The organism is Alphaproteobacteria bacterium LSUCC0719, assembly GCA_040839025.1.
Taxonomy (GTDB): domain Bacteria; phylum Pseudomonadota; class Alphaproteobacteria; order Puniceispirillales; family Puniceispirillaceae; genus UBA8309.
In genome coordinates this window covers 318,373-342,226 of sequence record JBFPJN010000001.1, presented here as the reverse complement: position 1 = coordinate 342,226, position 23,854 = coordinate 318,373, and the positions used below count along the sequence as shown (strand labels likewise).

The window sequence follows — 23,854 nt, the reverse complement described above, 5'->3', positions numbered from 1 at the left end:
GGTCGCCCGGCAGCCTCAGCCGCTGTGTCCCAGAACATCCCGAAGCGCTGTCACAAGGCTGTCGAGACCCTTGGCACCAGTATCGGTATGCGCGCCAAAACAATAGAAATCAGGTCGCAGAACCACCGCTTCTACACCAAGCGAGTTCAGCATCGCGTCAACATCCGCATGGTCGTCGGCATCGACAGCAAGCGCCAGATGCGAACCCGGCAGATCGGCCGCCTGCAATGCCGCGCCGCGGCCAATAATGGCGAACCTGCCCTGCATGGCATCGCTCAGTCGTCGACCATCCTGCAGCGACGGTTGCGGCATCCGCATGCCGGCAAAGCTGTCACCGGCCGGGCCAATCGCGCGTTCAAGCCCCCGATTGATGGATTGCATCTGCGCCGACCCGTCGGGGCGGATGGCGTGGGTAAGCGCCTCTGCCGTCTCGGCGCTGTTCATCATCTCACCAACGCTGACCGCCGTTTCGATATAGATCCTGGCATGGTCCCGCCGTTCCATCTCGTAGCTGTCCAGAATGCCATCTGCAGCCCCCCATTTCAGGATCGCAACCAGCTTCCACGCAAGATTGGCGGCATCACGGATCCCCGTACACATGCCCTGACCAAGAAATGGCGGCATCAGATGCGCCGCGTCACCGGCAATCAGTCGGCGGCCTTCACGCCACTTGGTTGCCAGCTTTGACTCGAAACTATAGACCGCCTTGCGCTGGATGGTGCCCTCATCCGGGGTGATTGCCGGGCGAAGCTTTGGCCAGATGAACGAGTCTTCGGTCACCATTTCCACGGTTTCATCGGGTTTCAGGCTGATTTCCCAACGCCGCCAGTCACGCGGACAGCGCACATAGGTGGTCGGACGTGACCTGTCACAGGTCTGGATGGTGAAATCTCCAAGGTCGGGACGCGGTTTCGCAAGCTGGACGTCGATGACAAGCCAGCGTTCCTGAAAACCAAGATCCTCCCACCCGCTGTCCATTGACGCGCGAACGACCGAGCGCGCGCCATCCGTACCGACGACAAACCGCCCCGTCACCGTCTTGCCAACACCATCATTGTCATAGGCGACGGTCACGCGGTTCCCGTGATCGGTGACACTGGTGACGTTGGCCGATCTCTGGACCGCGACCGTATCGCGGGCAGCCAGCCCTTTATTCAGCTCGGCCTCGAGATCGGGCTGATGGAAGCGATAGCTTGGATACCATCCAAGCGGCCCGATTTCCTGTGGACGTGACCAGTCAAGCATCAGGTCCATGTTGGCATCGACAAATTTGGTGCCAACATTCACCCGCGCGTCACGCCCGATGGCCTCGGCAAGACCGACCGACTGGAAGACCCGCATGGCTTCGTCATCGAAATGTACAGCGCGCGGCAACGGATAGACCGATTCCTCTCGCTCAAGAACCAGAACATCAAGGCCATACTCGCCAAGAATATTGGCAAGCGTTGCCCCGGTAGGCCCAAGACCGACAACAATCACGTCATGATCTGCCTGCGCAGACACGGTTTCATTCATCATTGCGGGGTTCAATCACTCAGTTGATCATAAAGCCAGGGACAATCGACAAGTCTCGGCGTCCGCTTTCCTTCTGCCGCCGCCTTGAGCCGCATATCACGCATGACACCGCGTCGATCCTCGGGAAGATGCACCCTGTCATGCCCCCAGAAGCTGGGCCCGAGATGCGTTTCGTGGGGTTGCCATTCATCAAGGTCGATGACACGACCGCCCCACCCGCTTTCAATGAAGAAATTCGACGGCGTATGGGCATAGAAGGATGTCATATAGTCATTGGTATGCCGACCCAGGGTGTAGGCGACACGATCATCTTCCATCAGCGCGATGTCATACCCCTGACCAACATCGTCAAGATTGCGATATTCCACCATGAAATGATGCAGCCCGCGGCGGCCTGTGCCGATCATCGCAAAGCTGTGATGACGTCCATTCACATGAAAGAAATACATCGGGTAGGGCGAGAGGCCGTAATCACTCACCCGAAATTCCAGGATATCGCGGTAGAACGGCAAGAGCGGTGCCACATCCTCGACATGAAGCACAACATGCCCCATGCCATAGGGACCGGTCAAAAATCCATCAATGGGCCGCCCTGGTGCAAAAGGGTCTGTGGCAAGTTTAGGCGCTGCAAACAATTCAACACGATTGCCATCCGGGTCATCGCAGACAATCATTCGGCTTACAAAACGCTGATCGCACAAGGACCTGTCCGCCTCGCGCACACGGATGCCCGATGCCTCGATCCGGGCCGCCAGGCCATCCAGCTCCTCGGCCTTTTCAACCTGCCACCCCATGAAGGCGAATTCATCGCCCGGCTCATCAAGCAGGACCAACCGCTGCTGCCAGTCATCCATCCGGAACGACAATGTGCCACCGCCCCTGTCAACCTGCTGCATGCCAAGCTGGAGACGCGCGTAATCCGACCAGTCGCCAAGCGCCGACGATCGAATGCCCATATATCCAAGTGCGATGATCGCCATACCCGTCCTGCCTCCCTGCCGATCATGCTAAAGGTCCTGTCCAGACCGGGCAAGCCGTCAATGCCATTTCCGGGTTGGAACAGCGGCTGTATCGACGACCCGTGCCGCCGGAAACAGCGACAGATGGTCCCGTATGGCTTTTGCGATTGACCGGATGCGTCCTGCTGTGGCTTTTTCTGTAGCGAGGCATGTCCCAAAGGCACCAGGATCCGAACCTTGACCCGTCATCGTGAAACCATGACCATCTGGCCATATCGGTCGCTGTCGCCACGAGGCTTTGCCGTGGTCATGATGGCGCTTGGTCTGCTGGCCTTCACCATCGGCCTTGGTTTTTTCCTGATGGGTGCATGGCCGGTCATCGGCTTTCTGGGACTTGAATTGCTGGTTGTCTGGCTTGCCTTCAAGATGAATTACCGTGCCGCGAGGCGTCGCCAGCATCTGACAGCGACAAGCCGGCACCTGACAATCGAGAATGTGTCACCCGCCGGCGATACCCAGACCACCGAACTGCCGACAGCGTGGGCACAGGTCGAACTGACACCTCGCGACGAGCCGGAAATGCGTTCCCGCCAGCGCCAGAAAGTGATTGTCCGGTCGCATGGCCACGCGACCGAAATTGGCGGTTTTCTGCATCCGGTCGAAACACCAAAGCTGGCGCGGGAAGTCCGACGGATGATCAGCAAGGCCCGCGAGGCCGCGCTGACGGAAGACAACCCGGCGGCTGACGGTCAGCTCAATGCGCCGCGTTGACCCGGACCATCATGGCCTGTTCGGACCCACACCAGAAAACCGATAGGGTGCCTTGTCGCACCGGTGCATCACCAGAATGGACAATGTGAACCCCTTCCAGATCGCCCTCATGATGCTTGCCTCCGGCGATCAGGAGCTGATGGGGATTATCGGTCTGTCTCTGACGGTGAGCCTTACGGCTGTCCTGGCATCGCTTGTCATCGGCCTTCCCATTGGCGCGCTGCTTGCTGCCTACCGGTTTCCCGGGCGGATCGCCCTGATCGTTGTCAGCAATACCTTTCTAGGCATGCCACCGGTTGTCATCGGATTGTTGATCTATCTGCTGATTTCCCGTTCCGGGCCACTTGGCTTCATGGGAATCCTCTACACACCGGCGGCAATGATGCTGGCACAGACCGTCCTCGTGCTGCCGATATCCATCGCCCTGTCGCGGCAGGCCTTTGAATCGCTGAACGGTGAATATGCCCCTTTGTTCCAGTCGCTCGGTCTTGGCAGGTTTGACCGTGTGCGCGCCCTTGTCTTTGAGGCGCGCGTCGCGCTGCTGACAATCGGGCTTGCCTGTTTCGGGCGTGCGATCTCCGAGGTCGGTGCGGTAATGATTGTTGGCGGCAATATCCGGCATTCGACCCGTGTAATGACCACCTCGATTGCGCTGGCGACATCCATGGGTGAGCTTGCCTTTGCGATGGCGCTTGGCATCGTTCTGCTGCTGGTAGCGCTCACGATCAACATCGTCAGCCAGCTGTTGCGCCACAGCTTCCGGAATCTGGGCCATGACGTCTGAACACCGCGCTTCCGACAGCATCATGACAGTGCGCGACCTGACGCTGCGGCGCGACGGCATACCGCTGTTGAACGCTGTGTCGGCGGATATTCGGCGCGGCAGCATCACGCTGCTTCTGGGTCATAATGGCGCTGGAAAGACATTGTTGTTGAACTGTCTCCACGGGCTGATTGCCTGTGACAGGGGCACGATCAGCGGCCCGCCTCTCGCCAGCCAGAAGATGGTCTTCCAGAAACCGATCATCACCCGCCGCACGACCGCCGGGCATCTGCGCTTCCTCTGTCCGGACCTCGACCACGCAACGCTTCATGACTGGCTGCGACGTGCCGAGATGGACAAACGGGTCAATGCGCCGGCCCGAATGCTGTCAGGCGGAGAACAACAGAAACTGGCCTTGATCGGGGCACTGGCGGCGCGTCCGGATATCCTGTTCCTTGACGAGCCGACGGCGCATCTCGACTTTGCGGCGACGAAATTCGTCGAAACGATGGTCCAGCAGGCCAACCTGGAAGGTATGACAATTGTCATGACAAGCCATAACCGGGCGCAGGCGGAACGTCTTGGCGAGGATGTGCTGCTGCTGGACAATGGAACAATTGTCGAGACAGCGCCTGCCGAGCGGTTTTTCAACGCCCCCTCACACCCGCTGGCAAAGCAATATCTGGCGCATCTCTAGGCAGCGCTAACGCTTGGCAGCCAGCGGCAAATGGACTAGTTTCAGACTATGGGCGATGCGCAGAAAACAATCATGCTTACCGGCGCGAGCCGTGGCATCGGTCACGCCACGGTCAAGCGGTTCTCGGATGCTGGGTGGCGGGTCATCACCTGCTCGCGCGGTGCCGTACCGGGTCAATGCCCGTGGCACGCCGGTGACGGCGATCAGGACCATATCGAGGTCAATCTGGAATCACCCGAAGAAATCGAGCGCGGCGCGCTGGAATTGATGCGACGCCTTGATGGAAAACCGCTTCATGCCCTGGTCAACAATGCCGGCATTTCCCCAAAGGGAGAGCATGGCGAACGTCTGGATTCCGTCCTGACGCCACTGGATATCTGGCAGCTTGTTTTTCAGGTCAATGTCTTCGCCCCGGTGATGCTGGCGCGCGCCCTGATCGAACCTCTTGAGCGTGGCAACGGAACAGTGGTCAATGTGACCTCGATCGCCGGCAGTCGGGTCCATGAATTCGCCGGCACCGCCTATGCCGCTTCAAAAGCCGCGCTCAGCGCGTTGACCCGTGAAATGGCCTCCGATTTTGGCAAACGCGGCGTTCGGGTCAACGCCATCGCCCCCGGCGAGATCATGACCGAGATATTGTCCCCGGGAAGCGAAGAAGCCATGCTGCCAGCCATACCGCTCGGGCGCTTTGGCACGTCGGAGGAAGTTGCCGAAACGATCTTTTTTCTGTGCAATGACAGCGCCACCTATATCAATGGTGCCGAACTGCATGTGAATGGTGGACAGCATGTCTGAGGGCGGACACCACCGCCCCTGTTGCTAGGGTGGAGGACAGTTGAATGAGCCCAGATGAAACTTCAAAACAGGATAAATTTCCCGGCAATTCCCCGGAAAGTCGCGATATAGCCTTTCACCTTCACCCCTACACCAAGCCGGCGATGCTTGCCGATACCGGCCCGCACATCATGGCGAAGGGAAGCGGTGTTTTCGTGCATGACGAAAGCGGCACGCGTTTCTATGAGGGGATGAGCGGCCTATGGTGCACATCGCTCGGCTTTTCCGAACCGGAACTCGTGAAGGCTGCAATCGACCAGTTTGAAAAGCTTCCCTTCTATCACAGCTTTGCCGGCAAAACGGTGGGACCGGCCATTGATCTTGCCGAACATCTGATCAGCATTGCACCACCAGCCGCCGACGGGTCGAGTTTTTCCAAGGCATTTTTCTGTTCATCCGGGTCCGAGGCCAACGACACCGCAATCAAGATGGTCTGGTATTATCAGGCGGCGCGTGGCAAGCCGGAAAAACGCAAGATCATCAGCCGGCGCCGCGGATATCACGGGGTCACGATGGCGGCAGCCAGCATGACCGCACTTGCCTATGCACAGGACGGGTTCGGCCTGCCACTGGATTTCGTGAAGCACACGACATCGCCCTGCTTCTACAATGAAGGGCTGGAGGGTGAAACCGAGGCAGAATTCGCAAAGCGCTGTGCAGATGAACTTGATGAGCTGATCTGCGCCGAAGGACCGGAAACCGTGGCGGCTCTGTTTGCCGAGCCGGTCATGGGGGCCGGCGGTGTGATCATTCCGCCTGAAGGCTATTTTGCGGAAATCAGGCGGGTTCTTGAAAAGCATGATGTCCTGCTTGTCGCCGACGAGGTGATCTGCGGTTTTGGACGTACAGGCCATATGTGGGGCTCTCAGGCTATGGATGTGCGACCCGACATGCTGACCTGTGCCAAGGCGCTGTCATCGGCCTATCTGCCGATCTCGGCGGTGCTGATGTCGGATCGCGTCTACGAAACGCTTGCCAGCCAGGCGGACAGTCTTGGTATTTTTGGCCACGGCTACACCTATTCGGCGCATCCCGTATGTGCCGCGGTCGCGCTGCGCGCCCAGCAATTGATGCAGGAACGCGACATTCTGGGGCATGTGAAGGATCTGGCACCACGCTTTGCCGAGCGGGTAAAGCGCATGGACAGGTTCGATTTCATCGGTAACACCCGCGCCATCGGACTGATTGGCGCGATGGAGTTCAGTTCCGATGCGGCAACGCGCGGCAAATTCGATCCTGCAGTCAAGATTGCCGCACAGGCAGCCGCCGCGATTCAGGAAAACGGGGTGATTCTTCGTGCATTGCCCGGTGATATCGTTGGTTTCTGTCCACCGCTCGTGATCACCCGGGCCGAACTTGATGACATGTTCGATCGCATTGACGACGGCATGGACAGGTTTGCCACAACAGTCGATGCGCTTCGATAACGCCTGTTGATCTCAAGATGACCATCTCTGTCTGCATCATTGGCAGCGGATACAGCGCCGCCGCTCTGGCCCTGCATCTTGTCACAAACGGCATGCCAGCTGACCAGATTGCCATTGTCGGTCCATCCCCGCTTGGACAGGGACAGGCCTATGGCTGTATTTCGGATGATTTCCGGCTGAATGTCCGGGCCGATCTGATGCGACTCTGGCCGGATGATCCTGACCATTTTGCCACCTGGGCGGCCGAGAACATCACCGATGATCCGGATTCGCAGACGGCGGTCGGGCATTTCTACCGACGCCGGGATTTCGCCATCTATATGGCAGACCAGCTGGCATCATGCGCTGGCATTTCAGACATCCAGCGCCATGACACCCTGGCCGAAAGCATCACGCACGACCCGGACAAGGATTGTGACGACTGGTGGATCAGCCTGGCCGATGGAACCCGCTTTGCTGCCCGCAAGATCGTAATCGCCAGCGGCAACCCCGCCCCCGAATGGCCGATGATCCCACCGCCGGACGACGCGCCGGACCTTGTCCGCATACCGTGGCGTGGTGACTGGCCGGACCGGATTGCCACAGACGCGCGAGTTGTCATTATTGGCGGCGGGCTGACGGCACTTGATGCGCTTCACGGCCTGTATCGACGCCAGCATGACGCCGCCATTACCCTGATATGCCCGGAAGGCATGCTGCCGCCGGTACAGACAGGCTGGGACGAAGCAACACCGCTGATCTGGCCAACACCGCTGCGCGCGTCGGGTTTTCTTCGCTTCATGCGACAGACTGTCGGCGACGCGGACTGGACACAGACAGAATGGCAACGCCGTTTCGAGAGCCTTCGCGTGAATATCTCCGCGGCGTGGCAATCCTTGCCGGCCACCGATCAGGCGCGCCTGATGCGCCGGGTTGGCTGGCTGTGGTCATTGGCGCGTTTTCGCGCCGGACCGCAGGCATCCGGCTCGGCACAGACATTGATCGACAGCGGCCAGCTGAAGATCAGGCGTGACATCGTGACGGGGCTGGAGCCTGCCCCGGATGGTCACTATCTCGTCAGCCTTGGCGGCGGCGAACAGATCACCGCCGATGCCATTGTCAATTGTAGCGGTGCCGGCCGCGACACGCTGATGTCCCGGCTAATTGATGACGGGCTGATCGCCGGTCACAACACCGCCCCTCACCGCCCCCGGATAACGGCGGACCTGACCCTTGTCGGGCCGGATGGGACGCCGCATGACGGTCTCTACGCCGTTGGTCCGGTGACAGCGCATTTTGTTGGTGACATTCTGGGTGCGGCCAGCATTTCACGTCAGGCCAAAACACTTGCCGACCGCATCATGGCCGACAGACGGTGACATCAGGATCAAACACAGGGGACACAACAGCATGACCGCAGCACAGTCACTGATCATCGACACCGATCCCGGACAGGATGACGCTGTTGCCATTCTGCTGGCGCTGGCGAGCCCGGAGATCAACCTTCTTGGCATTACCACCGTGGCAGGCAATGTGCCGCTGGCATTGACCGAAATCAATGCCCGCAAGATATGCGATCTTGCCGGTCGTCAGGACATTCCCGTCTTCGCAGGGCTGTCGCGCCCCTTGGTCCGCGACCTGGTCACCGCCGAGCATGTGCATGGCCGCACCGGGCTTGACGGCCCCGATCTGCCACCCCCCGTCACGCCGCTGCAGGATCAGCATGCGGTGGATTTCATCATCGACACCATTCGCCACGAACCGCCGGGAAGCGTCACCATCGCGCCAATCGGTCCGCTGTCGAACATCGGCATGGCGTTGCAACGCGCGCCCGATATTGCCAGCCGGATCAAGCAGATCGTGCTGATGGGCGGCGGGTGTTTCGAAGGTGGCAACATCACGCCGGCAGCAGAGTTCAACATCTATGTTGACCCACACGCCGCAGCCATCGTCTTTGGCGCCGGCATCCCAATCACCATGATGCCGCTGGATGTAACCCATAAGGCATTGACAACGGCGCGTCGAAACGATGCCATTCGGGCACTTGGCAACAGAACCGGCATCGCCGTGGCTGAAATGCTGGGGTTCTTTGAACGGTTCGACGAGGCCAAATATGGCAGCGACGGCGGACCACTTCACGATCCCTGCACGATCGCCTGGATGCTGCAGCCGCAGATCTTCAGTGGCAGGCATTGCAATGTCGAGATCGAAATCACCAGCGAGCTGACGATGGGCATGACAGTGATCGACTGGTGGCAGGTAACGGGGCGTCCACAGAACGCATTCGTGGTTGGCGATATCGACGCTGACGCGTTCTTCGAATTGATCACAACCCGCCTGTCACGATTGCCATGACAGACCCGGTCCCGACAGATCCTATTTTCCAGGTGGATTGCTGACAGGGGTTGCGGTAATAGCTGATTGCCGAAGCGACGTTCCGGCGGCAGTGCCCTGAATGAGTGTCTGATATGAAATCGACCTGTGTGAATTTCACCGAATTGCGCTTCACCAATGAAGCCGCCTTGAACCGGTATCTCGATTCACTCGACACCATCTGGCATGAAGATGTCATGAAAAAGCTGTCGGAGCTTGGCCTTGAAAGAAAATCCATCCTCCGGATATGGAACCACAAGGACCAGCACAAGCTGGGAATCCTGTGGGAGTACAGCACTCCACAGGCATTCAAGCGATGTCAGAAGGTGATATCGGCGCATATCCTTCCCCACGCCCATAAATTCGAGATGGTGGCGCGATCGCTTCGGGGGGTGCCGGTTGTCGACTGGCGTCGTGATGATGTCGGCTTCACCCGCAACGACAGGGCCGCCAAACAGGCCGCGGCAACCATTGAACGTGACGAAGATGACAATGACGTTGATGAGGCGGGTGGCGTGAAGGGCTCGACCAGCTGACCTGCCGCGTCACGACGGCCTGTGGACAGGCTGTTTCCCCCTCACAAGATCAGATACGGGCGAACGTTCCTGTCAGGAAAACATCGCCGGAGCGCCACCGGTTACAGATCAAGCTCGAGGACGCCATCCTCCTTTGCCGCGCGCGACTGGCACAGAATGATGCTGTCGGCGCGCTGGCGGTCCGACAGCACGAAATCACGATGCTCCACCTCACCTGAGATCACGCCACACTTGCAGACCCCACACAGGCCATCCGCGCATTTCACGTCAATCGCATAGCCGTTTGCCACCAGCGCATCCGAAGCTGTTTCGTCGGCTGCGACCCTGATCCGGCGGCCTGACCGCCGCATCACGAGTTCAAAGGCGTAATTTTCATAATCCGGCTGTTCCGGCACCGAGAAATATTCACGATGCAGATTGTCGTCGGGGATCCCGGCCACCGCGGCCGCTGCCAGAACCGCGTCCATATAGCCATCCGGCCCGCAGACATAGACATGGTCGGCTGCCGTTGCGCCGGCAAAAATCGCTGCCAGGTCGGCGCGCCCGCCTTGGGATGAGACATGCTCAAAGACATGATCAGCCCAGTCAAAGGACCGAAGATCGCCAGCGAATGCAAGATCGTCAGGGTTTGATACAGAATAATGAAGCGCGAAGTCACGGCCCTGTGCATGCAATGTGTGCCCGAACGCCACCATCGGGGTCACGCCGATACCGCCGCCCATCAGAAAACTGCGCCCGGCATTGTCCTGCAATTCGAAATGGTTGATCGGACGGGAAATGAAGACCCGTCGGCCTTCGGCAAAAATCCGGTGCATCAGCAGCGATCCGCCGCGCCCCTGTTCCTCGCGCAGCACCGCCACCTCATAGACATCACGGTTCGCCGGGTCGCCGGACATTGAATATTGCCGCATCATGCCCGGTGCCACCAGCACATCGATATGCGCCCCAGCCGCCCAGACCGGTAGCGGCGCGCCATCAAGAGCGGCAAAAACATATTTCGAAATGCCGCTCGACATGACCTCTACCTTTTGGACCACAGCCTGGATCACCGGTGAGTCATCGCCGTGACTATCTCCATTCACATAGCGGTGGATGTGATCCGTATCACCAGCCGCGATCCGCCGCCTGTATTCACCGGCACTGACCAGCGCCTCGAACGCCCTGATCCCAGCCTCGCGGTCCATCGGGAACGGATAGGGATAGGGGTGCGGTGCCAGTGGAGCGGGATAGACGGCCATCGTCTGATCCTCTGCCCGCAATTTCAAATCACGACTGAGACCACGCCTGTTGACCGGGTGACTTGTCGGACGGTAAGCGCCATCCTCGCAAAGTTCGAGATCCCACCACCATTTCTTGACATCATTCAGCCCGCCCCGGCCCGCCATATCATCCAGAGTCGCCAGTGCCTTTGCGGCCATTGGCAGGTTCGAGGCGGCCCATCGGAAGGGCGACTCGGCAAACAGCCCCTCAAGATTCCACGGGCATGTCTTCATGCAGCGGCCACACATGGCACCACCCTTTGTCGTAATCCGATAGGTGGTGCATTTCTGGCTGTCTGACTTCCAGGTTTCATAGCCGTTGAACATTACTTTCGGACCAGCGGTGATCGCGCCAGACGGACATTCCCGGGCACATTTCTGGCAGGATTCGCAGAAATTCTGCAGGCCAAAATCAATTGGCCGGTCGTGATCCAGCGGCAATGTCGTCGTGACCACACCCGATTTCAGACGCGGCCCCAGAAAGGGATGAAGGATCACCTCGCCAATGCGGCTGACCTCGCCAAGACCACCCAGCAGAAGCAATGGCGGTTGCAGAACATCACCATCAAGAACGGTATGCGCCTTGGCCGTGAATCCCAGATTGCGGATCTGTTTGGCAATGACCCCACCCAACATCGAAAACCGCAGATAGGCGCGCATGGATTGGGCGACGGAAATCCAGTCATCACCGGAGGCCCCTTCCATAGTCTCGAACCCCTGATCAATGACCATGCTGATGGCCTGGTCATGAGGCGGGGTGATGGCATCGCCGCGCGCGTCATGTGAATACCAGCTCCAGTCGGGACACCGCGACAGGCCAACCGCATCGACCCCCAGAAAATAGCTTGTTGCCTTGATCTGATCGCTATACCAGGCGGCATCCCTGACCGGCGGTGCGGCGTCGTTTTCTGGTCCGTCCTGAAGCAATACGAACGCGCCGAGCGCCCGCCGCTGTGCATATGAGGGTGCTGCCTTGCGCGCGTAATAACCGCCAGTGGCAGCGTCCTGATTGGCTTTGCCCATATCACCAAACTGCGAGCGCGCGAACATATCGGTTCGCTTTGGAACACGCGGAATATTGGACTCGTCAATATAGGTTGTCGGTGTCTCGACGCGTTTCAGCCGTTCCAGCTTCATGGCGCTGGCACGATAGTCACGCGTCGCAAAAGGGTCGCGGTTAAAGGCCGATTTGTTGCTGTGCCGACCAAGCTTCCAGTTCAGTCCGGTCAGGTCGCTGCGCGGTTGGGCGCTGCGCGGTGCCAATGGCAGGTCATGCGCCAGATCCATGTCGGTTGTCACCACAGCCACACCATAGCGCGTGCCAAGATAGGGAACGACAACCTGCCCCTGTTCATTCCAGCCAAGCCCGGCGGCAACCACGGCAGACTGGAGACAGATGTCGGATGAGGTCAGCGTATGCGCCTTGGCGTCAAAACCAAGAAGCCGCATATAGTTGGCAATGACAATCGCCGTCTCCGATGTCAGCAGACAGCCGCGATGATCCTGCGCATCCTGAATCCAGGCGGCACCGGTCTCGTCCGGGCGGGGATCACGCCGATATTCGCACAGAAACACGATGGCCGAATGATGATGGCCGATCTGGCGAGGTGGCGCGCTGACCGAATCCTTGAGGTCGGCCATGATCTGGTCGATGCCGGCGGCAAGGGTCTTGGTCTGCCGGGTCTGGATCATCGCTGCCAGGTCATCGATGGCAGGGTTGTGAACAGGTTCATCCAGCCACATGCTGTCAGTGACAGGACCAATGCCAACCATCGAGGAATCATTAAAATAGCCAAATGATTTAAGATGATTGCTTCGCTCCTTGGGGTCGGCCGGAATGTCTGCCCTCGCCCCATTCAGCAGACCATCCCGTATCGTGTCGAGCATCGCCTGATGTTCAGCCATCGCATTGACGATATTTTCCGGATCATCAGGACGACTGAATGACAGAAAGTCGGTGTGACAGCCTGTCAGATCCGCCTGCCCCGCCTGGCGCCGCAGCCGATGAAGCGGATATTCGCCATAATGAATGGGTCTATCCTTGCTTGAGAAAAGCCTGTGCGCGCGCATATGGGCAAGATCCTGATTGAAGACTGCAACCGCCTCGGTGCAATGGTGCAAATTTTTCTGAACAAAGACAACCGCAAAGCCAATACGGTGCCTGTTCCATACTGCTTCCATTCGGCAAAACAGATTCCATCCGGATGACGCCGACACACCCGGTCTGATAGACTCGCATCAGGGAGACCAAAGATGGCAGATCATGGAACGATGGCGGCATATGCTGCCAATATCGACAAATACAGGCAGATGGTCGGCGATATGGGAGGCAACGCCATGTTGCCCGGATTTCTTGCCCGCCTGCCAGACAATGCCAGCGTGCTTGATTTCGGCTGTGGAATCGGCGACAGCGCCGCACGCATCAAGGCGGCAGGCCATGATGTCACCTGTATTGACGCCTCACCGGAAATGGCGCTTGCGGCGAGGGAACTCTTCGGGCTGGAGGTCAGACAGCAAAGCTTTGATCAGCTTGATGAAAATGCCGCCTTTGACGCCATCTGGGCCAGTTTCAGCCTGCTGCATGCGCCAAAGGCGACCATGCCCGATATCCTGGCGCGTATCGAGCGGGCCATGCGGCCCGGCGGCCTTGTCTATATCGGCCTGAAACAGGGCGTCGGTGAACATCGTGACGATTTCGGTCGTTTCTATGCCTATTACGAAGCTGATGAATTGACGGATCTTGTCACGGCGGCGGGTCTGGCACCTGTCGCCCTCGACCGGGACAGAACAGCCGGCATGTCAGGCAAAATGGAAATCTGCCTGCATATCACGTCGCGCAAGGAAGCTGCCTGACCCCTTACGCCTCAACCCGGAAATGCAGCTCGGTCGGCGCACAGTCACGCCCATTGACGGGCGTCACATCCTGCGGACAGGCCGACATCACCGCAATAATGTCCATTTCGGCGCGCATCACCACGCTGTTTCCAGCCATCGACACTGGTGGCAGCCAGGAAATGGTGCCGTCGCCAGAAATCGGGATATTCATCCACAGGTTGAACGGGTCGGGTATGTGTGGCGGCGTCTGCCCAATGGCGGCCAGCGCCATTCGCAGATTATCAGCGCAATTGTCGTGATATTCAACACAGCCAAGGCGCTGGTAGCGTGGCCAGTCACAACAGGCAATGACCGTGTCGTGCAGGCCGGGCGAGTCATCATGGACCAGGGTCACCACGGGCCTTCGCCGATTGCTGACAAGCGTGTCACCAACCGCTGGCATCACGCTTTCAAGCTCCGTATGACAATGCGCCATCGACAGACATTCATGAAGATTTGCAGAACTGAAGGCCCAGAAATCGCATACCTGCGTGCCATGCGTGTTGATGACATGCAATGACTGACCCGCCGCCACACGCACCGCCATGCCGCATCGTGGCGGCACCCTGTATACTGTGCCGGGCACCGGCACACCATCCGGTGACAGGGCACTGTCCAGCGTCGCATTGCTGCCATCAGCCTGATCCGGGGTGTAATGCATGGTCTGCGGCTCCCATCTGGCCGTTAGATGATGGATTTCAGCGACCGCGCGAGTTCAGCCAGCCTTCGGCACCTGTCTTGACAAAGGTTCCGGCATTCAGTTCGCGGAACGCTTCCTGCAGTTCGGCGCGGCTGTTCATTACGATCGGCCCGTGCCAGGCGACAGGTTCGCGAAGCGGCGCGCCGGACACCAGCAGAAAACGCACGCCATGCTCGCCGGACGTCACCTCGACCTCGTCACCGGAACCAAATACAACCAATGTGCGATTGCCGGACCGGTCACGGATTTTCAGCTCCTCGCCGGCAAATTCCTTTTCCACATTGACACCGAAGGGCGCCGACGCGTTGCCAAAGCTGGCGTCTCCTTCAAAGATATAGGCAAATCCCTGACGTCTTGTATCAAAGGGAAAGCGCTTTGTGGTGTTTGCCGGCATGGCGATGTCCAGATAGGACGGATCCGTGTCGATGCCGTCAACAGGACCGCGATAGCCGCGATAATCGCCGGCAATAATCCGGATATGTGTTCCGTCATCGTCAGTCAGGGAATTGACGTCGAGCGATTTGATGTCCTGATAGCGCGGCGTACACATTTTCTGGTCACGAGGCAGGTTGGCCCACAGCTGGAAGCCGTGCATCTGGCCCTGTGCATTTCCCGTCGGCATTTCCTGGTGAATGATGCCCGACCCAGCGGTCATCCACTGCACGTCACCGTCGCTCAACACCCCGCGATTGCCAAGCGAGTCCCCGTGTTCGACATTGCCCTTCAGTACATAGGTGATGGTTTCGATTCCCCGATGCGGGTGCCAGGGAAACCCCTTGAGATATTCCGCGGGATCGTCATTGCGAAAATCATCCATCATCAGGAACGGATCAAACGGATCGGTGTCCCCAAAGCCGAAAACACGGTGAAGGTGAACCCCGGCGCCTTCCATTGTCGGTGTGGCCTGGCTCTGCATCTTGATGGGACGGATCGACATGATGGGGTTCCTGTTATTTGTTACGAGTAAGGAATGTAAGGCGGAAAAATGGCAAATCAACCGTCCGGCTGCACCGAATGGTCGTATTGCGTTGAGATCAGACGCGACGGGCCGGCCGGGATATCGCACCCACAATCGCCGGACCAAACTGGAAACTGGCGACAGAACCGTCATGGCGCTAGGCTTGCAGACCGATCCCATGACAGATGACTAGCCTGATATCATGACCAGACTGCCACCAATACGAATTCTGTCGCCAACCGCCATTCTTGGATATGGATTTCCCGAGGCATCATTCGCGGCCGGGCTGGCGAAGAACCCGAATGTCATTGCCGTTGATGCCGGATCGACCGATCCGGGCCCCTATTATCTGGGTGCCGGCATATCCTTTACCACACGACCTGCGGTCAAACGCGACCTGGCGCTGATACTGACCGCCGGGCGTGAGAAGGGCATTCCCGTCCTGATCGGCAGTGCCGGCGGCGCTGGCGCGCGACCACATCTGGACTGGTGCGTTGACATCATCAACGAGATCGCTACCGAGGATGGATTGACAGGCACCCTGGCCGTTATTCCCACCGATATGGACAGCAGCAATCTTCACTCCGCACTTGCCAACGGGCTGATAGAGCCCATGCCATCAGGCACCGAGCTGACAGACGAGGCCATTGCCGCATCCACGCAGATTGTCGCGCAGATTGGCGAGGCGCCGCTGATCCGGGCACTTGCCGACGGGGCCGATGTGGTGGTTGCGGGGCGATGCTATGATCCGGCCGTATTCGCGGCGGTGCCGATCATGCGCGGATATCCGGTCGGGCTCAGCCTGCATATGGGCAAGATCCTCGAATGCGCCGCCATTGCGGCGGTTCCGGGCAGCGGGTCCGACTGCATGTTCGCCACACTTGATGAAACCGGTTTCACGGTGGAAACCCTGTCAGATGAACGTATCTGCACCGTGACCTCGGTGGCGGCCCATACACTTTACGAAAAATCCGACCCCTACCGGCTGGCTGGCCCAGGGGGCATAATTGATCTCACGCAGACCTCCTTTGACCAGCTTGACGATCGGCGCGTCAGGGTCAGCGGAACGGTTTTCGAACCCTCGGCGGCACATATGGTCAAGCTTGAAGGGGCCCGCCTCACCGGCTATCGGACCGTGTCCATTGCCGGCGTGCGCGCGCCCGACTTCATAGAAGGGATCGATGAAATTCTGGACGGCGTGCAAACCAGTGTTGCAACACAATTCCCACAGATTGCCGGCGATGAAGCCACCTTGCTGTTCCGCACCTATGGCCGGGACGGGGTGATGGGGTCGCTGGAGCCAGAACGCGATCGACAGCCGCATGAGATCGGGCTGGTAATCGAGGCCGTGGCGTCAACACAGACACAGGCCGATGCCATCTGCGCCTTTGCCCGATCCACATTGCTGCATTTTGGATATGCCGGTCGCAAATCCACTGCCGGCAATCTGGCATTTCCCTATTCACCATCCGATTTCAAGGCCGGCGAGGTCTATGAATTCAGCATCTACCACCTGATGCAGATCGCCGATCCTCAGGCCGCCTTTCCAGCAGAGATGATGCCGCTTGGAGGGTGCAGATGACCCGTCTTGCCGATGTGACCAGTGTGATCAGATCGAAGAATGCCGGACCTTATGAGCTGACGCTGGACGTCATCTTCACCGAGACATTCTGGTTCGATGAAGCTGTGAGATGCGATCTCATCAATGCACCCACACTTGCCCGCCTTTACGGTGTGGATGAAGGCGATGTTCTGTCCATCATCGCCTTTGCACCCGCCAATGCAATCAAGGCCACCCTTCGGCGTCCTTTGGCATCGGGCGCTGTCGGCGAAACCGATGTCTATGGCGCGCAGCAGCACGCGCCGCTTCTGACGCTGACATTCGGCAATGAATGACGCTGTGATGATTGTCAGAATTTCTCGCGGCGGCGCAGTTTCAAGACACCGGGGAGACGTTTGACGACCGTTCCGCTGATGATGATGAGCGCCATCCCAAGCCAGGCAAGCATGTCGGGAAGCGTCCCGAAAATCAGCAACCCAAAAACAACCGCCGCAATGATTTCGAAATAGGTGAAGGGCGCGACCTTTTCGGCTGACGCCATCGACATGACGGTGATCATCAATGTCTGGCTGAGGGCCGTCAGGACAGCCAGAGAGCCAATCAGTACCATCTGGTCGGCGTTGGGCACCTGCCAGACAAGGGGCACCGAGATGGTCAATGCCGTTGCCGCAGCAAGTGCGCCCCATAGCGACACCACCACCGGATCAGACAGCACACCAAGCTTGCGATTGAACAGCATCTGCAGCGCCACCATCAAACCTGTAAACAGAATGAACATCGCAGCGGGATCAATGCCAGCCAGATCGGGGCGTACCACCAGCAAGACACCCAGAAATCCACCGGCAACACCAAACCAGGCAGATTTCGACACATGTTCATCAAGAACCCATACCGACAACGCCACCATGATGAAGGGATAGATGTAGAGAATGGAGATGGCGTTTGCGTAATCAACATGACGCACACCATACATGAAGGCCACATTGCCAGCCGCCAGCATCAGCCCGCGCGCCACCTGAACAAGGGGTCTGGCAGGCCTAAAACAGGCTGGTCCAACCCGCCAGAGCGCGATCGGCATCAGCAACAGCGCATATCCGACAAAACGAAACCAGCTGACGAGAGGCGGCGACATCGTTTCGGTCAGGATCTTCATCAGTGCGCCGCTCAATGCCGCAAGACCGAGCGCAACCACCATGATGATGATGGCCACCATGTCGGTCGGGATCCGACCAAGAATATTTCTGATGCGTGGCACGGGGGTGTTGCCAATCGGAACAGGTTTCAACATCGCGATGATGACACATGACTCAGTCTGGCAAAACTGGAAAAGGTGTCTTGTTCTTTGCCGCGCGCTGACCGAAGCTGGAACAGGACCAGCACATGATGAGAGGGAACCGTCACAATGCGTTTTGGTATTCTGGGTGATGCGAAGATTGCCCGCGAAAAGCTGTTGCCGGCCATTCGCGCCGCCGGCCATGAGGTTACACATATAGGCCGTCGCGATGCCAGTGGTGGTGCCGATCCTGTGTGGGGTGACGTTACGGTGTGCAGCTATGACGACCTGCTGGCAAACCCAGATGTCGACGCCATTTACAACCCCTTGCCGAACCATCTTCATGTGCCGATGGCGGTGCGCGCCCTTGAGGCTGGAAAGCCTGTGCTGAGTGAAAAACCACTGGCCCTGTCACTGGCCGAACTCGACACAGTCGAGGCAGCGTCGGAGCGGAGTGGTCTCTATCTCTATGACGGCTATATGGTGCGCTATCATCCACAATGGGACTGGATCCGCGGCATTGATGTCGGCCAGCGCAAACAGATCAGCGCGCATTTTTCCTACCCACCGCAACCAACCGGCAATATTCGCAATTTTGCCGAATGGGGCGGCGGACCGATCTGGGATATCGGATGCTATTGCCTGATGGCCGGAATGATGCTGTTCGATGGCACACCGGAACTTGTGGCTGTCACCAAAGAAGCCGAAGAGGCCCTTGATGTCGAAATGACAGCCACCGCCATCGTCGATTTCGGCAAGGGACAGGTACTCCACTTTACCTGTTCCAGCGGCCTGAGCCTGTGCCAGAGCGTGCAACTTGTGGGCACGGACGGCTGGGCGCGCCTGGATGTGCCCTTCAATCCACCGCCTGTCACCACGGGACGCTGGGCGCATCGCGACAAGACGCCCGGCGGCATGCTGGGACTGGGTGTCGAGATTGCCTTTGCCGAATGCGACCAGTATCAGCTGATGGTCGAGGATTTCGTCACAGCCGTGACCGAGGGCCGACAGAGTGATCTTGCCCAGTCACGCCATCTGACCCGCATCCTGGGCGCGATGGTCGCCGCCTGACAGGCCCTGCGCCACGGTCACCCGGTGGCAAACAGCTCTTTCCACCGGTGACAGGCCACCTCATGCGCGCCGTCGGCCGCTTCCAGCGTTGGCTCTTCGGTGCGACAGCGGTCGATGACATGCGGACAACGGGTGTGGAATTTGCACCCTGACGGCTGATTGGTCGGCGAAGGGATCTCGCCCTCAAGACGCTGCGCCTGTCCCCGCTCATCGGGGTTCAGCGACGGGATCGCCGAAAACAGCGCCTTGGTGTAGGGATGTTTCGGTGCCGCAAACAGCTGACGTGTCGGTGCCGTTTCGACAAGACGGCCAAGATACATCACCGCCACGTAATCACAGGTATGGGCCACAACGCTCAGATCATGGCTGATGAACATGAAGGTCAAATCCATTTCCGACTGGATCTGCTTCAAGAGGTTCAGAACATCCGCCTGGATCGATACATCAAGCGCCGCGACAGCTTCGTCCGCCACGATGAACTGAGGACGCGACACAAGCGCCCTGGCGATGGAAATACGCTGGCGCTGACCCCCGGAAAAGGCATGCGGGAAGCGGCGAAGATGTTCGAGATTCAGGCGACAGCGGGCGGCTATTTCGCGGACACGCTCATCCGTTTCCTCACGCGAGGAGGTGATTTTCATCACTTCCAGAGGTTCGGCGATAATGTCGCGAACCGTCATTCGCGGCGACAAAGCGGCATAGGGATCCTGGAAAATCAGCTGCGCCCGGCGGCGATAGTCGGCAAGGTCCTCTTTTGACATCTCTGTCAGATCATATGTGACATCGCCATCATCATAGGTTGCGCTGCCACCGGTGATCGGCACGGCATTCAGCAAAGCCCGCCCAAGCGTGGTCTTGCCCGACCCGGATTCCCCGACAAGCCCGAAGAACGATCCCCGGTTGATATGGATCGACACATTGTCCACGGCCTTCAGGATCGAATACTGGAACATCCCCTTGCCAATCTTGTAACCAACCGACAGGCCAGAGGTGGAAATCAAGACATCGTCGCTCATGATGATGCCTCCTTACCATCATGGATATGGCCGTCATGGATATGGCCGTCATGGATATGGCCGTCATAGATATGGCAGGCAACACGATGTGCCGGATCAACCCACTCTTCGAGTGGAACCGTTGCCGAACAGGCCGGCCCTACAACCTCGCTGCAACGTGTGTTGAACACGCATCCGCTAGGCCGTTCCAGTGGCGAGGGAATGTCACCCGGCACCGGGGTAAGTGGGGAGTCCAGATCGTCCAGACGTGGCAGTGCCGCCAGCAACCCCTTCGTGTAGGGGTGGCGCGGGTCCTGGATCACCTCGCGAACAGGCCCCTCTTCAATCAGCCTACCAAGATACATCACACTGACCTTGTCGGCAGTCTGGGCAACCACACCAAGATCGTGGGTGATGAAGACGATGCCCATGTTGAATTCATCGACAAGTTCCTTCATCAGATCGATCACCTGAGCCTGGATCGTCACATCGAGCGCCGTGGTCGGTTCATCGGCGATCAACAATCGCGGCTTGGTCGACAAGGCCATTGCAATCATCGCCCGCTGGCGCATGCCACCGGACAATTCAAACGCATATTGATCGACGCGGCTCGACGGGTCGGAAATGCCGACACGGTCCAGCATCTCGATGGAAATTTCGCGTGCCTGCGCCTTGCTCATCTCGGCATGAAGCTGCAATTGTTCGATCATCTGCTTGCCGATGGTGATCGACGGGGCAAAGCTGGCCATCGGTTCCTGGAAAATCATCGATATGGCACCGCCACGCACCACTTTCAGGTCGGTGGTCCGACGCAGCGACAGAACATCAATGCTGTCAGTGTCGGTATGAAGCGTGATCTTGCTTTCCGGCGAATAGATGGCATTCGACGCATTGAGATGCATCAGCGCCTTGGCGGTCACGGACTTGCCCGACCCGCTTTCGCCGACAAGGCCCATGACCTCGCCCCGCTTCAGCGAGAAGCTGACATTATCCACCGCGGTGATCAGCCCCTCGTCGGTTCGGAACTGAAGGGTCAGATTTTCAACGTCAATCAACCTGTCCATTGCCATCCCCTATTTACCGGCATCCGAATAGGGATCGGCGGCGTCACGCAACCCATCGCCGACAAAGACAAACGCCATGACGAGGGTGATGAAGAAAATCACCGGGATGAAATACCATTGGTAATTCAAAAGAACATCGGCACTTGTGACGTTCTGCAGCATAACACCGAGCGAATTCACCGGATCCTTCAGGCCCAGTCCGATAAAGCTGAGAGCTGTTTCGGACAGCACCATGTAGGGAAATGAAATCACCAGATCGACGATGATGTAGCTGGTGAAGCTTGGCAGAAGATGGCGCCTGATAATATGTCCCGACGACGCGCCGCAAAGCTGTGCCGCCAGAACATATTCCTGGTTCCGTTCCGTCAGCAGATGCGTTCGCACCCGCCGTGCCAGCGTCGGCCAGCCAATCAGGCCAAGGATCAGCGAGATGAAGAAGAATCGCATCTCGGCGGTCCATTCCTGCGGGATGAAGGCCGCGATCGCCATGAACAGCGGGATCGCCGGCACCGTTCGTACGGCATCGGTAACCATCTGCAGGACTGAATCAATCCACCCCCCGTAATATCCCGATATCCCGCCAATGATCAGTGCCAGCACAAAGGCGATGAACACGCCGATACTGCCAACCTGAAGCGAGGTCCAGATGGCGTGCAATGTCCGCGAGAAGATGTCCTTGCCACTGGCATCCGTGCCAAACAGGTGGATCCGTCCCTCGGAAATACCGAACAGATGTGTCTTGGCCGGAATGAAGCCGAGAAGCTTGTATTCCGATCCCGCAACCAGGAACTGGACATAGCGGCGCTTGTCCTCGTTGATCGTCTCGACCCAGCGGAAATTTGTCTTGATCGACCGTTCACGTTCAATCGTGTGAAGGAAGGGTCGGATTGAACAGCCATTCTTGTCACAGAACATCGGCACATTCGGCGCACCATTCAGATAGTCCTTGTTCCGCCCCGCCATCGTCGGGTCATAGGGCGACAGGAACGGCGCGAAAATACCCGACACGATCAGCACCATAAGCACCATCGCCGCTGTCATCGCGGCACGCTGCTTCTTGAAGCGGGCCCAGACCAGCTGGCGTTGCGAGGCGGTGAAATAGGCCTCGCGCGCCTTTTGATCGCGAACAGTCTGCTGATGAACGGTATCAGTTGCCATGGTCTACCTGATGATGCTCTTGCGGATACGCGGGTCGAGAATGGCCAGCAGGACGTCAGTAAAGAAATTCAACGCCACAATCGAAGCCGTCAGAAGGAAAATGATGGCACCGGCAAGCTGTTGGTCGTTCGAGCGTGCCAGTGATTCGATCAACAGCGCTCCGGCATCGGTCAGGGTCAGGATCAGCGCCACAATAGGCAGTTCGTTAAACACCCGGTTGAGATCGAAACCAAGGCTGTTGACGATCGGGCCGAGCGCGTGACGGGCCGGATAACGCCACAGAAGCTTGCGTCCGGAAACCCCGCGGGCAGCTGCCGCCGTGACATACAGCTTGCCAATTTCATCCGACATCAAGGCGCGCACCGTTTGCAGGGCAAACGCGGTTGCCGACCAGCCAAGAATGAAAATGGGAAGCCAGGCATGTTTCAGCAGATCGACGAATTTGTCGAAACTCCAGTCAGCGTCCCGATATTCCTTGGAAAACAGGCCGGTGAGCGTTTCTCCAAAATAGATCGTCGAGAACAGCATGATCATCAGCGCCAACAGGAAGTTCGGCATGGCCAGACCAAGATAGCTGACAAATTTCAGCGTGTTGTTCATCGTTGCGCTGCGGCTGGCGGCAGAAATGATGCCAACCGGAATCGCTATGGCATAGGCCAGTGTCAGCGATGCAAGACAGACGCCGAGCGACAGCCAGTATTTGGAGCCAAGAAGCTGGGCAATATCGACGCGAAGGATACAGCTGTCACCGAATTCGCCACGAAAGGCATTGCCGATCCACACCGCCCAGCGCTGAAAGAATGGTTTGTCGAGACCAAGGCGGCGGCGTTCATTCTCGATATCGTCAACCGAGATGCCGGACCCTTGGGTGTTCTTGAAGGCCAGATAACGCTCGGCACAGTCGCCGGGGACCAGCTCCATGAGCGTGAACACGACAAGCGAGACGATAACAAGCGTCATCACCGCCATGAAGGCCCGCGTCAGAACAAAATTACCAAATTGAAGCATGCAGATGCCTCATACAGAAGAAAGGTGCCGCGCGCCGGCACTGGTCGGAAGGCCATGGGCGGCAGGAACGCCGCCCATG

The 23,854-nt window shown here is 58.4% G+C and carries 22 protein-coding genes; 12 read left to right on the top strand and 10 right to left on the bottom strand.

What is annotated here, in order from left to right; genetic code table 11:
* Window positions 1-15: 15 nt before the first annotated feature.
* Window positions 16-1,518: a bifunctional 3-(3-hydroxy-phenyl)propionate/3-hydroxycinnamic acid hydroxylase gene (locus AB3X55_01610; GenBank protein MEX0502275.1), complete on the bottom strand. Its 1,503-nt coding sequence runs from the start codon at window positions 1,516-1,518 to the stop codon at window positions 16-18.
* 8 nt (window positions 1,519-1,526) lie between these two features.
* On the bottom strand, window positions 1,527-2,495 hold the full coding sequence (locus AB3X55_01605; protein MEX0502274.1) for a VOC family protein: 969 nt from the start codon (window positions 2,493-2,495) through the stop codon (window positions 1,527-1,529).
* Window positions 2,496-2,711: 216 nt separating this feature from the next.
* Here AB3X55_01605 and AB3X55_01600 point away from each other — a divergent pair, with 216 nt between their 5' ends.
* From AB3X55_01600 to AB3X55_01565, 8 genes are all read left to right on the top strand, one after another.
* On the top strand, window positions 2,712-3,245 hold the full coding sequence (locus tag AB3X55_01600) for a DUF2244 domain-containing protein (GenBank protein ID MEX0502273.1): 534 nt from the start codon (window positions 2,712-2,714) through the stop codon (window positions 3,243-3,245).
* Between the two features lie 76 nt (window positions 3,246-3,321).
* Window positions 3,322-4,029, top strand: a complete 708-nt coding sequence (locus AB3X55_01595; protein MEX0502272.1) for an ABC transporter permease — start codon at window positions 3,322-3,324, stop codon at window positions 4,027-4,029.
* Window positions 4,019-4,705, top strand: a complete 687-nt coding sequence (locus tag AB3X55_01590; GenBank protein ID MEX0502271.1) for an ATP-binding cassette domain-containing protein — start codon at window positions 4,019-4,021, stop codon at window positions 4,703-4,705. The genes AB3X55_01595 and AB3X55_01590 overlap by 11 nt, the downstream gene beginning before the upstream one ends.
* 48 nt (window positions 4,706-4,753) lie before the next feature.
* Complete coding sequence (locus AB3X55_01585) at window positions 4,754-5,500, top strand: SDR family NAD(P)-dependent oxidoreductase (protein ID MEX0502270.1); 747 nt, start codon at window positions 4,754-4,756, stop codon at window positions 5,498-5,500.
* Between the two features lie 44 nt (window positions 5,501-5,544).
* A complete protein-coding gene (locus AB3X55_01580; protein ID MEX0502269.1) occupies window positions 5,545-6,966 on the top strand; it encodes an aminotransferase in 1,422 nt (473 codons plus the stop codon).
* A 17-nt stretch (window positions 6,967-6,983) separates the two neighbouring features.
* Window positions 6,984-8,324: an FAD/NAD(P)-binding protein gene (locus AB3X55_01575; GenBank protein MEX0502268.1), complete on the top strand. Its 1,341-nt coding sequence runs from the start codon at window positions 6,984-6,986 to the stop codon at window positions 8,322-8,324.
* Between the two features lie 31 nt (window positions 8,325-8,355).
* Complete coding sequence (locus AB3X55_01570) at window positions 8,356-9,300, top strand: nucleoside hydrolase (protein ID MEX0502267.1); 945 nt, start codon at window positions 8,356-8,358, stop codon at window positions 9,298-9,300.
* 113 nt (window positions 9,301-9,413) lie between these two features.
* Window positions 9,414-9,854 carry a hypothetical protein gene (locus AB3X55_01565; GenBank protein ID MEX0502266.1) on the top strand — a complete coding sequence of 147 codons (441 nt, stop codon included), beginning with the start codon at window positions 9,414-9,416 and terminating at the stop codon, window positions 9,852-9,854.
* 101 nt (window positions 9,855-9,955) lie between these two features.
* On the opposite strand, the gene AB3X55_01560 is transcribed toward AB3X55_01565, so the two are convergent.
* Window positions 9,956-13,183 (bottom strand): 2Fe-2S iron-sulfur cluster-binding protein, encoded by a 3,228-nt coding sequence (locus AB3X55_01560; GenBank protein ID MEX0502265.1) that lies wholly within the window; start codon window positions 13,181-13,183, stop codon window positions 9,956-9,958.
* Between the two features lie 183 nt (window positions 13,184-13,366).
* Between AB3X55_01560 and AB3X55_01555 the strand changes: the two genes are divergently transcribed.
* Window positions 13,367-13,966, top strand: coding sequence for a class I SAM-dependent methyltransferase (locus AB3X55_01555; protein MEX0502264.1), 600 nt, complete (start codon window positions 13,367-13,369; stop codon window positions 13,964-13,966).
* Window positions 13,967-13,970: 4 nt separating this feature from the next.
* Here AB3X55_01555 and AB3X55_01550 read toward each other — a convergent pair whose 3' ends face one another.
* Both AB3X55_01550 and AB3X55_01545 read right to left on the bottom strand, forming a co-directional pair.
* Window positions 13,971-14,648: a DUF1989 domain-containing protein gene (locus AB3X55_01550; protein MEX0502263.1), complete on the bottom strand. Its 678-nt coding sequence runs from the start codon at window positions 14,646-14,648 to the stop codon at window positions 13,971-13,973.
* Between the two features lie 37 nt (window positions 14,649-14,685).
* Window positions 14,686-15,624, bottom strand: coding sequence for a pirin family protein (locus AB3X55_01545; protein MEX0502262.1), 939 nt, complete (start codon window positions 15,622-15,624; stop codon window positions 14,686-14,688).
* 223 nt (window positions 15,625-15,847) lie between these two features.
* Between AB3X55_01545 and AB3X55_01540 the strand changes: the two genes are divergently transcribed.
* Window positions 15,848-17,227 carry an acyclic terpene utilization AtuA family protein gene (locus AB3X55_01540; protein MEX0502261.1) on the top strand — a complete coding sequence of 460 codons (1,380 nt, stop codon included), beginning with the start codon at window positions 15,848-15,850 and terminating at the stop codon, window positions 17,225-17,227.
* A complete protein-coding gene (locus tag AB3X55_01535) occupies window positions 17,224-17,541 on the top strand; it encodes a DUF4387 domain-containing protein (GenBank protein MEX0502260.1) in 318 nt (105 codons plus the stop codon). The genes AB3X55_01540 and AB3X55_01535 overlap by 4 nt, the downstream gene beginning before the upstream one ends.
* Before the next feature lie 14 nt (window positions 17,542-17,555).
* Here AB3X55_01535 and AB3X55_01530 read toward each other — a convergent pair whose 3' ends face one another.
* On the bottom strand, window positions 17,556-18,461 hold the full coding sequence (locus AB3X55_01530; GenBank protein ID MEX0502259.1) for a DMT family transporter: 906 nt from the start codon (window positions 18,459-18,461) through the stop codon (window positions 17,556-17,558).
* Window positions 18,462-18,608: 147 nt separating this feature from the next.
* On the opposite strand from AB3X55_01530, the gene AB3X55_01525 reads away from it, so the two are divergent.
* The gene (locus AB3X55_01525; GenBank protein MEX0502258.1) at window positions 18,609-19,550 is read left to right on the top strand and encodes a Gfo/Idh/MocA family protein; all 942 of its coding nucleotides are present in this window, start codon (window positions 18,609-18,611) and stop codon (window positions 19,548-19,550) included.
* Window positions 19,551-19,567: 17 nt separating this feature from the next.
* On the opposite strand, the gene AB3X55_01520 is transcribed toward AB3X55_01525, so the two are convergent.
* Genes AB3X55_01520 through AB3X55_01505 form a run of 4 tightly spaced genes read right to left on the bottom strand, consistent with a single transcriptional unit; the run spans window position 19,568 to window position 23,775 of the window.
* Entirely contained in the window at window positions 19,568-20,566 is a 999-nt protein-coding gene (locus AB3X55_01520; GenBank protein MEX0502257.1) for an ABC transporter ATP-binding protein, read from the bottom strand.
* The gene (locus tag AB3X55_01515) at window positions 20,563-21,609 is read right to left on the bottom strand and encodes an ABC transporter ATP-binding protein (protein MEX0502256.1); all 1,047 of its coding nucleotides are present in this window, start codon (window positions 21,607-21,609) and stop codon (window positions 20,563-20,565) included. Before AB3X55_01515 ends, AB3X55_01520 begins: the two co-directional genes overlap by 4 nt.
* A gap of 9 nt (window positions 21,610-21,618) precedes the next feature.
* Window positions 21,619-22,767, bottom strand: coding sequence for an ABC transporter permease (locus AB3X55_01510; GenBank protein ID MEX0502255.1), 1,149 nt, complete (start codon window positions 22,765-22,767; stop codon window positions 21,619-21,621).
* Window positions 22,768-22,770: 3 nt separating this feature from the next.
* Window positions 22,771-23,775 carry an ABC transporter permease gene (locus tag AB3X55_01505; protein MEX0502254.1) on the bottom strand — a complete coding sequence of 335 codons (1,005 nt, stop codon included), beginning with the start codon at window positions 23,773-23,775 and terminating at the stop codon, window positions 22,771-22,773.
* Window positions 23,776-23,854 lie beyond the last annotated feature (79 nt).

Excerpts from the sequence above, each read along its gene's own strand:
- AB3X55_01545 (MEX0502262.1), bottom strand. The coding sequence starts at position 15,624 with ATGTCGATCCGTCCCATCAAGATGCAGAGCCAGGCCACACCGACAATG.
- AB3X55_01555 (MEX0502264.1), top strand. The coding sequence starts at position 13,367 with ATGGCAGATCATGGAACGATGGCGGCATATGCTGCCAATATCGACAAA.
- AB3X55_01595 (MEX0502272.1), top strand. The coding sequence starts at position 3,322 with ATGGACAATGTGAACCCCTTCCAGATCGCCCTCATGATGCTTGCCTCC.
- AB3X55_01510 (MEX0502255.1), bottom strand. The coding sequence starts at position 22,767 with ATGGCAACTGATACCGTTCATCAGCAGACTGTTCGCGATCAAAAGGCG.
- AB3X55_01580 (MEX0502269.1), top strand. The coding sequence starts at position 5,545 with ATGAGCCCAGATGAAACTTCAAAACAGGATAAATTTCCCGGCAATTCC.
- AB3X55_01585 (MEX0502270.1), top strand. The coding sequence starts at position 4,754 with ATGGGCGATGCGCAGAAAACAATCATGCTTACCGGCGCGAGCCGTGGC.
- AB3X55_01535 (MEX0502260.1), top strand. The coding sequence starts at position 17,224 with ATGACCCGTCTTGCCGATGTGACCAGTGTGATCAGATCGAAGAATGCC.
- AB3X55_01590 (MEX0502271.1), top strand. The coding sequence starts at position 4,019 with ATGACGTCTGAACACCGCGCTTCCGACAGCATCATGACAGTGCGCGAC.
- AB3X55_01520 (MEX0502257.1), bottom strand. The coding sequence starts at position 20,566 with ATGAGCGACGATGTCTTGATTTCCACCTCTGGCCTGTCGGTTGGTTAC.
- AB3X55_01505 (MEX0502254.1), bottom strand. The coding sequence starts at position 23,775 with ATGCTTCAATTTGGTAATTTTGTTCTGACGCGGGCCTTCATGGCGGTG.
- AB3X55_01560 (MEX0502265.1), bottom strand. The coding sequence starts at position 13,183 with ATGCGCGCGCACAGGCTTTTCTCAAGCAAGGATAGACCCATTCATTAT.
- AB3X55_01575 (MEX0502268.1), top strand. The coding sequence starts at position 6,984 with ATGACCATCTCTGTCTGCATCATTGGCAGCGGATACAGCGCCGCCGCT.
- AB3X55_01570 (MEX0502267.1), top strand. The coding sequence starts at position 8,356 with ATGACCGCAGCACAGTCACTGATCATCGACACCGATCCCGGACAGGAT.
- AB3X55_01610 (MEX0502275.1), bottom strand. The coding sequence starts at position 1,518 with ATGATGAATGAAACCGTGTCTGCGCAGGCAGATCATGACGTGATTGTT.
- AB3X55_01565 (MEX0502266.1), top strand. The coding sequence starts at position 9,414 with ATGAAATCGACCTGTGTGAATTTCACCGAATTGCGCTTCACCAATGAA.
- AB3X55_01605 (MEX0502274.1), bottom strand. The coding sequence starts at position 2,495 with ATGGCGATCATCGCACTTGGATATATGGGCATTCGATCGTCGGCGCTT.
- AB3X55_01550 (MEX0502263.1), bottom strand. The coding sequence starts at position 14,648 with ATGCATTACACCCCGGATCAGGCTGATGGCAGCAATGCGACGCTGGAC.
- AB3X55_01540 (MEX0502261.1), top strand. The coding sequence starts at position 15,848 with ATGACCAGACTGCCACCAATACGAATTCTGTCGCCAACCGCCATTCTT.
- AB3X55_01515 (MEX0502256.1), bottom strand. The coding sequence starts at position 21,609 with ATGGACAGGTTGATTGACGTTGAAAATCTGACCCTTCAGTTCCGAACC.
- AB3X55_01525 (MEX0502258.1), top strand. The coding sequence starts at position 18,609 with ATGCGTTTTGGTATTCTGGGTGATGCGAAGATTGCCCGCGAAAAGCTG.